A 13354-nucleotide genomic window follows, 5' to 3' on the forward strand; every position below is an offset into this window, starting at 1 on the left:
GCATTGATGGAGTAAGTGGTATTGTTACAATTTCCCATAATGCGGCTAGTGCAGGAACTCAAGTAAGTGCGACAGCTAAACATGGTAATAGTGAAGTTAGTGCTTCTTCAACACCAGTCAGCTTACCAGCTAGACGATATTATCCAATTCCTGATTCATATAACGCAACACCTCAACCTTCTACTCCTACTCAGCCAGATCAAGGAGCTACTGAGACTCCAACAGCTCCATCTGAGCCAGCTCCACAACCGTCTCAACCAGCAGCTCCGAGTCAACCTGCAAGTCCTGCTCCAGCTCCAAGTTCAGCTCCGACTCAAGCACCTAGAGCGGTAGCAAGTCCTTCGGCTAGCTCAACGAGCACGCAAGCACCTGCTCCAGCTCCAGCTCCAGAGCAAGTTGACAAGTCTAAACTTCGTGCCTTGACTCAAGAGTTAGACCAACGCTTGAAAGCTTTGGCAACAGTATCTGATCCGAAAATCGATGCAGCCAAAGCTGTCCTCCTAGATGCTCAAAAAGCTCTGGAAGATAGTGCCTTGACAGAGCAAGGTTTGCGTACTGCAGTAGAGTCTGTGAAGGCTGCCTTGGACTCTCTTAAAGATGTGAAAGCAAATGCTAGCGACAGCAAACCTGCACAGGACAAGAAGGATGCCAAACAAGGAACGGAAGATAGTAAGGATTCAGATAAGATGACTGAAACAAACTCAGTTCCAGCAGGAGTGATTGTAGTCAGTCTACTTGCCCTTCTAGGTGTGATTGCCTTCTGGTTGGTTCGCCGTAAGAAAGAGTCAGAAATCCAGCAATTAAGTACGGAATTGACCAAGGTTCTCGGACAGCTAGATGCAGAAAAAGTAGATAAAAAAGTCCTTGCCAAAGCCAAAAAACTTCTCCAAGAAACCCTTGATTTCGTGAAAGAAGAAAATGGCTCAGCAGAGACAGAAGCTAAACTAGTAGAGGAGCTTAAAGCAATCCTTGCCAAACTCAAGTAAAACATAATTTATGAAATGTCAGACCTAAAAGACATTTTCGTTCACAAAAGCAGCGACGAGTAACCCTTGTCGTTGCTTTTTGGCTATTTTGGGGACAAGATCCGCCTTGACTAGCAAAAGAAAAGATTGGTCAATAGTAGCCGATACGATTTTGCGTAGCAGAAAGCATACAAATTAAATTGAATATAGTAAAATAGGATTAGAAATCTTAAGAAAGTTGGTTCTTTATTGGAAACGCTAGTATTTTCAATCTCCGTTTTTTTAGCAGGGGTCTTGTCCTTCTTTTCTCCTTGCATTTTTCCACTTCTGCCAGTTTATGCTGGGATTTTATTGGATGATCAGGAAAGTGCAAAAAGTTTTTCCTTGTTTGGGAGAAAGGTTCTTTGGTCCGGTTTGATTCGAACGCTTTGCTTTATCGCAGGTATTTCTCTCATTTTCTTTATTCTAGGATTTGGTGCTGGTTACTTTGGTCATATTCTCTATGCAAATTGGTTTCGATATGTCATGGGAGCTATTATTATCATTTTGGGTCTTCACCAGATGGAAATTTTTCATTTTAAGAAATTAGAGGTTCAAAAAAGCTTTACTTTTAAGAAATCAGAAGCCAATCGTTATTGGTCAGCATTTTTACTCGGTATTACCTTTAGCTTCGGTTGGACGCCTTGTATTGGTCCAGTTTTGAGTTCGGTTTTAGCGCTTGCGGCTTCTGGTGGAAATGGAGCTTGGCAAGGAGCCATATATACTCTTATTTACACTCTGGGCATGGCCCTTCCTTTCTTGGTCTTAGCCTTAGCTTCAGGAGTAGTGATGCCTTATTTTAGTAAAATCAAGCGTCATATGATGTTACTGAAGAAAATTGGTGGTTTCCTCATTATTTTAATGGGAATTTTGTTAATACTAGGACAAGTAAATGTTCTAGCTGGAATTTTTGAATAAAGGAGAAAAAGATGAAAAAAGTAATGTTTGCTGGCTTAAGCCTCTTGTCATTAGTTGTATTGATGGCCTGTGGTGAGGAAGAGACTAAAAAAACTCAAGCCCCACAACAGCCAAAACAAGAAACGACTGTACAACAAATCGCTGTTGGAAAAGATGCTCCAGATTTTACCTTGCAATCTATGGATGGTAAAGAAGTTAAGTTATCTGATTTCAAGGGTAAAAAAGTCTACTTGAAGTTTTGGGCTTCATGGTGTGGTCCATGTAAGAAAAGTATGCCAGAGTTGATGGAATTAGCTGCAAAACCAGATCGCGATTTCGAAATTCTTAGTGTCATTGCACCAGGAATTCAAGGTGAAAAAACTGTTGAACAATTCCCACAATGGTTCCAAGATCAAGGTTATAAGGATATTCCCGTTCTTTATGATACTAAAGCAACCACCTTCCAAGCTTATCAAATTCGAAGCATTCCTACAGAATACCTGATTGATAGTCAAGGAAAGATTGGGAAGATTCAATTTGGTGCTATCAGCAACGCGGATGCAGAAGTAGCCTTTAAAGAAATGAACTAGAATCGATAAAATCTGATTACAAGATGTAGTCAGATTTTTTTAGAAAATTATTTTATAAATATTCACAAATCCCCTATATTTATGGTAAAATAGAATCATCAGTTTATTTTGGAGTCAAAGATGAATATATTTAGAACAAAGAATGTTAGTTTGGATAAAACGGAGATGCACAGGCATTTGAAGTTATGGGATCTGATTTTGCTGGGTATCGGAGCCATGGTAGGGACAGGTGTCTTTACAATCACAGGTACTGCAGCCGCTACGCTTGCTGGTCCAGCACTAGTGATTTCAATCGTTATTTCTGCCTTGTGTGTGGGATTATCAGCTCTCTTTTTTGCAGAATTTGCTTCACGAGTACCTGCTACAGGTGGTGCCTACAGTTATCTCTATGCTATTTTAGGAGAATTTCCGGCTTGGTTGGCTGGCTGGTTAACCATGATGGAGTTCATGACAGCCATATCTGGTGTGGCTTCGGGTTGGGCAGCTTATTTTAAAGGCTTGCTTTCTCAATACGGGATAGCTCTTCCTCAGGCATTAAATGGTACCTTTAATCCTCAAGCAGGGACATTTGTTGATTTATTGCCTATTCTTGTCTTGGTCTTGGTGACTTCGCTTGTTTTACTAAATGCCAAGGCAGCCTTACGCTTTAATTCGATTCTAGTTATTTTGAAATTTTCCGCTTTAGCTCTCTTTGTTTTAGTAGGAATTTGGAATATTAAACTTGACAACTGGAGTAATTTTGCTCCTTATGGTTTTGGACAAATCTATGGTGCTAGTACTGGTATTATGGCTGGTGCGTCCTTAATGTTCTTTGGATTTTTGGGCTTTGAATCCATCTCTATGGCCGTAGATGAGGTCAAGACTCCTCAAAAAAATATTCCTAGAGGGATTGTCTTATCGCTTTCTATCGTAACCATTCTCTATGCCTTGGTGACCCTTGTTTTGACTGGTGTAGTTCACTATAGTCATTTAAATGTCGATGATGCCGTTGCCTTTGCCCTTCGTAGCATTGGGATTAGTTGGGCAGCTAACTATGTGTCATTAGTGGCTATCCTAACCTTGATTACGGTTTGTATCTCGATGACCTATGCCCTATCGCGTATGATTTACAGTTTAGCACGCGATGGCTTGATGCCTGCTGCCTTTAAAGAACTGACGAAGACTAGCAAGGTACCTAAAAATGCGACTATCTTAACCGGTCTAGCTTCAGCAGTAGCTGCAGGAATGTTTCCATTAGCTAGTATTGCAGCCTTCTTAAATATTTGTACCTTAGCCTACTTGATTATGCTGGCTTATGGTCTGATTCGCCTACGGAAAGAAAAAGGGATGCCCAAAGCGGGCGAATTTAAAACACCATTGGTACCCTTATTACCGATTTTATCAATCATCATTTGTTTGTCCTTTATGTTACAGTATAATATGGAAACTTGGATTGCTTTCCTAGTTGCTTTGTTGATAGGAAGTCTTATTTACTTTACTTATGGTTATAAGCATTCTACCATAGAAGAATAATACTCTTCGAAAATCTCTTCAAACTACGTCAGCTTCGCCTTGCCGTATGTATGGTTACTGACTTCGTCAGTTTCATCTACAACCTCAAAGTCGTGCTTTGAGCAGCCTGCGGCTAGCTTCCTAATTTGCTCTTTGATTTTCATTGAGTATATAAAGTGAGAATCTGTTGAGTTGTTGAAACTCAGCAGATTTTTATATGTGAAAGAAATTTCAAATTTTTTCTAAAAATATCTTGACAGATTAAATTTTTAGGAGTAGAATGTTTACTAGTTAATTAAATGGTTAAGGAGTTGTTCATGAAGAAACAAAATTTATTTTTAGTCTTGTTAAGTGTTTTTCTTTTATTGCTAGGAGCCTGTAGTCAGAAGGAAAGCCAGACAGGAAAGGGGATGAAAATTGTGACCAGTTTTTATCCTATCTACGCTATGGTTAAGGAAGTATCTGGTGACTTGAATGATGTTCGGATGATTCAGTCAAGTAGTGGGATTCACTCCTTTGAACCTTCAGCGAATGACATCGCAGCCATCTATGACGCGGATGTCTTTGTTTACCATTCGCATACGCTAGAATCTTGGGCAGGAAGTCTGGATCCAAATCTAAAAAAATCTAAAGTGAAGGTTTTAGAGGCTTCTGAGGGAATGACCTTGGAACGTGTCCCTGGACTAGAGGATGTAGAAGCAGGGGATGGGGTTGATGAAAAAACGCTCTATGACCCTCACACATGGCTAGATCCTGAAAAAGCTGGCGAAGAAGCTCAGATTATCGCTGATAAACTTTCAGAGGTGGATAGTGAGAATAAAGAAACTTACCAGAAAAATGCGCAAGCCTTTATCAAAAAAGCTCAAGAATTGACTAAGAAATTCCAGCCTAAATTTGAAAAAGCGACTCAGAAAACATTTGTAACACAACATACGGCCTTTTCTTATCTAGCGAAGAGATTTGGGCTTAATCAACTTGGTATTGCAGGCATCTCTCCTGAACAAGAACCAAGTCCAAGACAACTAACAGAAATTCAGGAATTTGTTAAAACCTATAAGGTTAAAACAATTTTTACGGAAAGTAATGCTTCTTCAAAAGTAGCTGAAACTCTTGTCAAATCAACAGGTGTGAGTCTTAAAACTCTAAATCCTTTAGAGGCAGACCCACAAAATGACAAGACTTATTTAGAAAATCTGGAAGAAAATATGAGTGTTCTAGCAGAAGAATTGAAATGAGGAAAGAATGAAAATCAATAAAAAATATGTAGCAGGTTCAGTGGCAGTCCTTGCCCTAAGTGTTTGTTCCTATGAACTTGGTCGTTACCAAGCTGGTCAGGCTAAGAAAGAGTCTAATCGAGTTGCTTATATAGATGGTGATCAGGCTGGTCAAAAGGCAGAGAACTTGACACCAGATGAAGTCAGTAAAAGAGAGGGAATCAACGCCGAACAAATTGTTATCAAGATCACTGATCAAGGTTATGTAACCTCTCATGGAGACCATTATCATTACTATAATGGCAAGGTTCCTTATGATGCTATCATCAGTGAAGAATTGCTGATGAAAGATCCGAATTATCAGTTGAAGGATTCAGACATTGTCAATGAAATCAAGGGTGGCTATGTCATTAAGGTAGACGGGAAATACTATGTTTACCTTAAAGATGCGGCCCATGCGGACAATATTCGGACAAAAGAAGAGATTAAACGTCAGAAGCAAGAACACAGTCATAATCATAATTCAAGTACAGATAATGCTGTTGCTGCAGCCAGAGCTCAAGGACGCTATACAACGGATGACGGTTATATCTTCAACGCATCTGATATTATTGAGGACACGGGTGATGCTTATATTGTCCCTCACGGCAATCACTTCCACTATATTCCTAAGAGTGATTTGTCTGCCAGTGAATTAGCTGCAGCCCAAGCCTTCCTATCTGGAAAAGGCGGTCAATTAAGTACGGTTGAATATCGTTCTAGCAGGAGAGAAACAAGATCTAGTGTGAGAACGAGTCAATCTGGAACTCCTCAAAATCCTGCAACAGATTCTGAAAGTCAAAGTGAAGATTTAGCTAGTCTCCTTCAAGAATTGTATGCTTTGCCACTTAGCCAACGTCATGTGGAGTCTGATGGATTGGTATTTGACCCAGCACAGATTATAAAACGTACAGCAAATGGTGTGGCAGTTCCTCACGGGGATCATTTCCATTTCATCCCTTATTCGCAAATGTCTGCCTTGGAAGAAAAATTGGCTCGAAATCTACCAATTGGAGGTCAGCCAGTTCAAAAGCATTCTGATAATACGAAACCAAGCAGTACAGATAAACTAAGTTCAACCATTAAACCAAACTTTAATCTCAATACGCAAGCACCGAATCGAGCAACTGGAGGCGCCTATACAACGGATGATGGGTATGTCTTTAGTCCGACAGATGTGATTGAAGATACAGGAGACGCTTTTATTGTACCGCATGGCAATCATTTCCACTATATACCAAAAGGCGCTTTGTCTGCAGGAGAATTGGCTGCAGCCCAAGCCTATTGGAATGGGAAGCAAGGGTCTCGTCCTTCTTCAAGTTTTAGTCATAATGCAAATCCAGCTCAACCAAGCTTGTCAGAGAACCACAATCTAACTGTCACTCCAACTTATCATCAAAATCAAGGGGAAGATATTTCAAGCCTTTTACGTGAATTGTATGCCAAACCTTTGTCAGAACGACATGTGGAATCGGATGGCTTGGTATTCGACCCAGCACAAATAACAGATCGTACAGCAAATGGTGTTGCTGTGCCTCACGGAAATCATTATCACTTTATCCCTTATTCACAAATGTCTGATTTAGAGCAGAAGATTGCAAGAATGATTCTGTTAAAAGGGCAAAATGGTGCAGTCGTGCCAGGAATGCATTATTTGAAACCAGCACCAAAACCGCAAGCTCAACCGTCAACTGAGAAAAAACAAACTAATTTTGCAGTAGAACAGGTTGTTAGAAAAGTTGGAAAAGGATATGTTGTGGAAATTGCTGGTGTCAGTCACTATGTTTTTGCTAAAGACTTGGCTAAGGATAAGATTGATGCTATTGAAAATCTCTTGTCTAAGAAAACTCAAGAGACACATGCTCTAGTTGCGAAGAAAGAAAACGTCTCTTCTCGTGACAAAGAATTTTATGATAAAGCTTATAATCTGTTAACCCAGGCTCATAAAGCCTTGTCTGAAAATAAGGGGCGTGCTGTTGATTTTCAAGCCTTAGACAAATTAGCAGAACGCTTGAATAATGAATCTTCTAATAATAAAGTAAAATTGGTAGATGATTTATTGGCATTTCTAGCACCGATTACCCACCCAGAACGCCTTGGCAAACCAAATGCTCAAATTGCCTATACAAACGATGAAATTAAATTAGCGAAATTAGCAGGTAAATATACAACCTCAGATGGCTACATTTTTGACGAACATGATATTGAAAGTGATGCAGGAAATGCCTACGTCACTCCACACTTGAACCATAGCCACTGGATTAAAAAAGACAGCTTATCTGAAGCTGAAAGGGCAGCAGCTCAGGCTTATGCTAAAGAAAAAGGCTTACAAGCTCCAAATTCTACTGAAGCAAAACCAGAGGCAACAGGGACAGAAGCTATCTATAACCGCGTAACAGCTGAGAACAAGGTACCATTAGAAAAAATACCAAATCATTTACAGTATACTGTAGCTGTACAGAATGGTTACTTTATAATTCCTCACTTTGATCACTATCATAATCTTAAGTTTGCATGGTTTGACGAAGGACTCTATAAGGCACCTGAGGGTTATACCTTAGAAGATTTATTTGCGACTGTAAAATACTACGTTGAACATCCGGACCAACGTCCTCATTCAGATAATGGTTGGGGTAATGCTAGCGACCATGTTCGTAAAAATAAGGCAGACCAAGACGGTAAACCTGATGAAAATAAGGAACATGATGAAGTAAGTGAGCCAACTCGCTCTGAATCTGATGAAAAAGAGAATCACGCTGGTTTAAATCCTTCAGCAGATAATCTTTATAAACCGAGCACTGATGAAGACGAGACAGAGGAAGAAGCTGAAGATACTACAGAAGAGCCAGACGTCCATCAAGTAGAGACTGCAAAAGTAGAAGCTAAACTCAAAGAAGTAGAAGCTTTACTTGATAAAGTAACGGATGCTAGTCTGAAAGCTACTGCGACTGAAACCCTGGCTAGTTTACGAGGTAACTTGAGCCTGCAAACCATGGATAATAATGACATCATGACAGAGGCAGAAAAATTACTTGCTTTGTTAAAAGGTAGTGAGTCAATTGAGACGAAGCCAGAAGCATAAGTTTATCCTATTAAATCAAGATGATGTAAGAGTCAGTAGCAATACTGGCTTTTATTTTTTTAAATGATATAAAAATCTTGACAGATAAACTGAAAAAAGGTAAACTATTTACTGGTTAATTAAATGGTTAAATAACCAGTTTAGAAAAAATGTTTAACCGAGAAAAAGAAGTTAAGAAAAAGCTTCATCATTTATTGAAATGAGGGATTTATGAAATTCAGTAAAAAGTATATAGCAGCTGGATCAGCTGTTATCGTATCCTTGAGTCTATGTGCATATGCACTAAACCAGCATCGTTCGCAGGAAAATAAGGACAATAATCGTGTCTCTTATGTGGATGGCAGTCAGTCAAGTCAGAAAACTGAAAACTTGACACCAGACCAGGTTAGCCAAAAAGAAGGAATTCAGGCTGAGCAAATTGTCATTAAGATTACAGATCAGGGCTATGTAACGTCACACGGTGATCACTATCATTACTATAATGGGAAAGTTCCTTATGATGCCCTCTTTAGTGAAGAACTTTTGATGAAGGACCCAAACTATCAACTTAAAGACGCTGATATTGTCAATGAGGTCAAGGGTGGTTATATCATCAAGATCGATGGAAAATATTATGTCTACCTGAAAGATGCAGCTCATGCTGATAATATTCGAACCAAAGATGAAATCAATCGTCAAAAACAAGAACATGTCAAAGATAAGGAGAAGGTCAGCTCAGATGTCGCTGTAGCAAGGTCTCAGGGACGTTATACGACAGATGATGGTTATGTCTTTAATCCAGCTGATATTATCGAAGATACGGGTGATGCTTATATCGTTCCTCACGGAGGTCACTATCACTACATTCCAAAAAGTGATTTGTCTGCTAGTGAATTAGCAGCAGCAAAAGCTCATCTAGCTGGGAAAAATACGCAACCGAGCCAGTTAAGCTATTCTTCAACAGCTAGTGACAATAACACGCAATCTGTAGCACAAGGCTCAACTAGCAAGCCAGCAAATAAAGCTGAAAATCTCCAGAGTCTATTGAAAGAACTTTACGATTCACCTAGCGACCAACGTTACAGTGAATCAGATGGTCTGGTTTTTGACCCTGCTAAGATTATCAGCCGTACGCCAAATGGAGTTGCGATTCCGCATGGCGACCATTATCACTTTATTCCTTACAGCAAGCTCTCTGCTTTAGAAGAAAAGATTGCCAGAATGGTGCCTATCAGTGGAACTGGTTCTACGGTCTCTACAAATGAAAAACCTCATGAAGTAGCGTCTAGTCTAGGAAGTCTTTCAAGTAGTCCATCTACTTTGAATAGTGCCTCATTACTTACAAATAAGCCTATCTCTTCAACATCTGATGGCTATATTTTTAATCCAAAAGATATTGTTGAGGAAACAGCAACAGCTTATATCGTAAGACATGGTGACCATTTCCATTACATTCCTAAGTTGAATCAAATCGGACAACCGACTCTTCCAAATAATAGTCTAACAACACCTTCGCCATCTCTTCCAATCAATCCAGGAACTTCACATGAGGAACATGAAGAAGATGGGCACGGCTTTGATGCTAATCGTATTATTGCGGAAGATGCGGCAGGCTTTGTCATGACTCATGGTAACCACAATCATTACTTCTTCAAGAAGGACTTGTCAGCAGAGCAAATTAAGGCAGCGCAAGACCACTTGAAAGGGGCAAATCCAGCAACACCAAGCCCAGCCCATGATGATCACGATGATGATGAGCATGACCACCATCATGGAGAAGACCATGATCACGGTTTTGATGCCGATCGTGTCATCAGTGAGGATGAACAAGGCTTTGTCATGACTCATGGTAACCACAATCATTACTTCTTCAAGAAGGATTTGACAGCTGATCAAATTAAGGAAGCTCAGGATCATTTGAAAGCACATCATGATGCAGAGCCTGTAAAACCTCTTGCTAAAACGGTAGAGTCTTTCTCAAGAGATGCTAGTGATGAAGAAAAGATTGCTTACATTTCTAAGACCTATGGTGTTCCACTTGAAGCGATTAGAATTTCAAACGGATTCTTTGTTTTTGGAAATCCAGACCAAGCCTACGATCCAACTCATATCCACCCATATGCTGTTCGTAAGGAACATGTTCGTTTGCCACTCCAAACTGGAAATCCAGAACTTGATTTCCTAAATGAACTTTATACGACTGCCTTACGTGATGGTGTATCACCTTATAGTTTGCAGGTAGAAAATGGTAGTTTTGTGATTCCTCATGGTGACCACAATCACTACATCAAGGTTCAAACGAAGGGCTATGAAGTAGCTTTGAAAAACAAGATTCCAGCCCTCCAATCCAACTATCAACCTGGAGCTTTTGATGAGAAGGCAGTCTTGGCAAAAGTAGATCAACTTCTAGCTGATAGCAGAAGTATCTACAAAGACAAGCCTATCGAACAAAGACAGATTGAGTTAGCCTTAGGTCAGTTTACTGAAAATATGAAGAAACTAGCAACTAACTCTACAGCAGGTTATCTTGCGACACTAGAACTCTTTGATAAGCAATATATCCATATTGATGAAAGTATCAAACCTGTTGAAACAAGTGCTTTAGATAAGAAATATCAGGCCTTGATTGATAAAATCAATACCTTGGATACAGACTCTTATGGACTTCCAAAGAAAGACCTTCTCGTTCGACTCCAAGAAGCTAAATTGGCTAAAGATGAGGCTGGTTTAGTAGCAGTTGAATCACAACTTCAAGCTCTTCAAGACTTTAATGATCGTACTGGTGATACAACAGTGGAATACATCAAGTACTTCTATGAGCATGTAAACGATGGCCGTTTAAGTGATGAGCTTCGTAATAAAGTAGCTAATTTGACTTTTACTTTATATCAATCCCAATCCTTCCGTAAGGCTGTGGACTTGAATAAACTGTTCCCAAGCATTTACCAAACAAAACAAGAAGTAGAAGAGGCTTTGAAAAATCAGCCAGCTTCTACAAAAGTAAATGAAACAGTTTTAGATAAAGAAACAGTTGATAGCCAATCTGCTAAGCAAGCGATTTATGAATTTTTGAAAGATCTTTATCCTGATCTTAAAAAAGAAGAGCATGTCAATCATGTTAGCAAGGAAGAAGTAGAAAGCCTCTTGAGCAAGGCAAATCAACTCTTGGAACAACTCCAAGAAGAAGGAATCAGACAATCCTTGGCAGAAGAAGTAGAAAATCTCAAAGCTGCTACAAATAAGGCTGATGCAGACTTGGATGAAGTAAACAGTCAGGTGAAAGATGTCTTGACTCGTATCGCTAGCGCCCTTCAACAAGAGAAGGAAAATGCTGAACAAGATCCTCAGACACTTGTACTCTATCAAAAACTCTACGATATTCTCATATCGCTTCACTCTTATTTAGAAAGTAATAATGGTTCTGATGATGACTTTGATAAAGTGGATGCATTACTAGATCAACTTTCTGCTAAGAGTAAAGACAAAGCAGCTTTACTTGAATTGACAAAAGCTATTCTAGTTTTGAATCACCAAATCCAGTCAAAAGCTAGCGCAAGTGAAGAAACAAGTCCAGCAAGAAATGCCGAGGCAAATGGTGCTAACACCAGTGCTGAGAACCAACCAAACGTAACTACAGAATCTAACAGTGAAACTGCAAGCGACGAAAACAAAGCAAGCAACACAAGAGATTCTAAACCTGCTGAACCAGCTTCAGAAAAGGAAACAACAGAATCTACAATAAGTACTGGAAATCAAGAAAAACCAGCAGAATAAAAAGAAAGGCGAAGTAGCTGAGCTACCTCGTCTTTTTAGTCTTTATAAGCTACGATATCAATGATGGTATCAACTGCACGTTCCATAGTCTGAAGGCTGACGTATTCAAAACGACCGTGCATATTCTCGCCACCAGCAAAGATATTAGGGGTTGGGATTCCCATAAAGGAAATCTTAGAGCCGTCTGTCCCTCCACGGATTGGTTCGATAATAGGAGTGATACCCAGATCTTCCATAACGGCTTTAGCAATGGTAATTGGAGTCATATCATTTTCAATGACTTCTTTCATATTGTAGTACTGATCTGTCAAGTTTAGGGTGACACGGTCGCTCCCAAGTCCTTGATTCATCTTATCAGTGATAGACTGCATAGCTGCTTTACGCGCTTCAAAGGTATCTTTTTCAAAATCACGAATGATGTAGCTTGCACGCGCCTCCTCGACACTACCTGTCACATCCATAAGATGATAGAAACCTTGGTAACCATCCGTTAACTCAGGTCGGTCATTTTCTGGAAGTTGATTGTGAAAATCAATTGCTAGCTGAAGGGCGTTGACCATCTGACCTTTGGCGGTACCAGGGTGGACATTGCGTCCTTGGAAATGCAATTCAGCACCCGCTGCTGAAAAGGTCTCGTACTGAAGTTCTCCTAGTGGTCCTCCATCAACAGTGTAGGCAAAATCCACATCAAAATCATCTGCATCAAATTTATTAGCACCAACACCGATTTCCTCATCTGGACCAAAACCAACACGAATCTCACAGTGTTTGATTTCAGGGTGAGCAGTTAGATATTCAATAGCAGTCATAATTTCAGCAATACCAGACTTGTCATCAGCCCCTAGCAAGGTTGTTCCGTCGGTTGTGATGAGCGTTTGTCCTGGATATTTTTCAAGACTCTTGAAGTCGGCTGGATCTAGTTTAAAACCAGAATTTCCAAGTTCAATCACACCACCATCGTAGTTTTCAATTACCTGGGGATTAACTCCTTCGGCATTAAAGTCAGCAGTATCCATGTGGGAGATAAAGCCAATCTTACGCGTTAAAGATGGATCATTGGCTGGTAAGGTCCCAATTGCAAAACCATTTGGCAGATAATAAACATTTTGCAGTCCAACACGTTTCATTTCAGGGATAAGAACATTGGTTGCGAAGTCAACCTGACTCTGAGTACTTGGAGTAGTAGTAGAGTGTTCATCAGAGCGCGTGTTGACCTTAACGTAGGTTAAGAATCGGTCCAAGAGATTTGGATAAGTCATAAAAAACTCCTTTTGAATTCATTTT

At 39.9% G+C, this 13354-nt stretch carries 8 protein-coding genes and 1 pseudogene; 8 read left to right on the plus strand and 1 reads right to left on the minus strand.

Annotated elements, in window-relative coordinates; all coding sequences use genetic code 11:
- Nucleotides 1-329: 329 nt before the first annotated feature.
- The 8 genes and pseudogenes from DSY56_RS01600 to DSY56_RS01640 all read left to right on the plus strand — a co-directional run.
- Nucleotides 330-542, plus strand: a pseudogene (locus tag DSY56_RS01600) (hypothetical protein); the annotation flags it as partial.
- Nucleotides 543-569: 27 nt separating this feature from the next.
- Nucleotides 570-986: an EGFR-like transmembrane domain-containing protein gene (locus DSY56_RS01605; protein ID WP_200832339.1), complete on the plus strand. Its 417-nt coding sequence runs from the start codon at nucleotides 570-572 to the stop codon at nucleotides 984-986.
- 228 nt (nucleotides 987-1214) lie between these two features.
- A complete protein-coding gene (gene ccdA2 / locus DSY56_RS01615) occupies nucleotides 1215-1922 on the plus strand; it encodes a thiol-disulfide oxidoreductase-associated membrane protein CcdA2 (RefSeq protein WP_112443637.1) in 708 nt (235 codons plus the stop codon).
- An 11-nt stretch (nucleotides 1923-1933) separates the two neighbouring features.
- Nucleotides 1934-2491, plus strand: a complete 558-nt coding sequence (gene sdbB, locus DSY56_RS01620) for a thiol-disulfide oxidoreductase-associated lipoprotein SdbB (RefSeq protein WP_112443638.1) — start codon at nucleotides 1934-1936, stop codon at nucleotides 2489-2491.
- 120 nt (nucleotides 2492-2611) lie between these two features.
- Nucleotides 2612-4003, plus strand: coding sequence for an APC family permease (locus DSY56_RS01625; RefSeq protein ID WP_112443639.1), 1392 nt, complete (start codon nucleotides 2612-2614; stop codon nucleotides 4001-4003).
- A 296-nt stretch (nucleotides 4004-4299) separates the two neighbouring features.
- Nucleotides 4300-5217 (plus strand): zinc-binding lipoprotein AdcAII, encoded by a 918-nt coding sequence (adcAII, locus tag DSY56_RS01630; RefSeq protein WP_112443640.1) that lies wholly within the window; start codon nucleotides 4300-4302, stop codon nucleotides 5215-5217.
- A 7-nt stretch (nucleotides 5218-5224) separates the two neighbouring features.
- On the plus strand, nucleotides 5225-8317 hold the full coding sequence (locus DSY56_RS01635; protein WP_112443641.1) for a pneumococcal-type histidine triad protein: 3093 nt from the start codon (nucleotides 5225-5227) through the stop codon (nucleotides 8315-8317).
- A 210-nt stretch (nucleotides 8318-8527) separates the two neighbouring features.
- On the plus strand, nucleotides 8528-12070 hold the full coding sequence (locus tag DSY56_RS01640) for a pneumococcal-type histidine triad protein (protein ID WP_112443642.1): 3543 nt from the start codon (nucleotides 8528-8530) through the stop codon (nucleotides 12068-12070).
- 35 nt (nucleotides 12071-12105) lie between these two features.
- Here DSY56_RS01640 and pepT read toward each other — a convergent pair whose 3' ends face one another.
- Nucleotides 12106-13329, minus strand: coding sequence for a peptidase T (gene pepT, locus DSY56_RS01645; protein ID WP_112443643.1), 1224 nt, complete (start codon nucleotides 13327-13329; stop codon nucleotides 12106-12108).
- Between the last annotated feature and the right edge of the window lie 25 nt (nucleotides 13330-13354).

This window comes from Streptococcus sp. 596553 (assembly GCF_900411395.1).
In the GTDB taxonomy this organism is placed as follows: Bacteria; Bacillota; Bacilli; order Lactobacillales; family Streptococcaceae; genus Streptococcus; species Streptococcus mitis_BA.

Coding starts and splice junctions, on each gene's coding strand:
- sdbB (WP_112443638.1), top strand. CDS start 1,934: ATGAAAAAAGTAATGTTTGCTGGCTTAAGCCTCTTGTCATTAGTTGTA.
- DSY56_RS01625 (WP_112443639.1), top strand. CDS start 2,612: ATGAATATATTTAGAACAAAGAATGTTAGTTTGGATAAAACGGAGATG.
- adcAII (WP_112443640.1), top strand. CDS start 4,300: ATGAAGAAACAAAATTTATTTTTAGTCTTGTTAAGTGTTTTTCTTTTA.
- DSY56_RS01635 (WP_112443641.1), top strand. CDS start 5,225: ATGAAAATCAATAAAAAATATGTAGCAGGTTCAGTGGCAGTCCTTGCC.
- DSY56_RS01640 (WP_112443642.1), top strand. CDS start 8,528: ATGAAATTCAGTAAAAAGTATATAGCAGCTGGATCAGCTGTTATCGTA.
- pepT (WP_112443643.1), bottom strand. CDS start 13,329: ATGACTTATCCAAATCTCTTGGACCGATTCTTAACCTACGTTAAGGTC.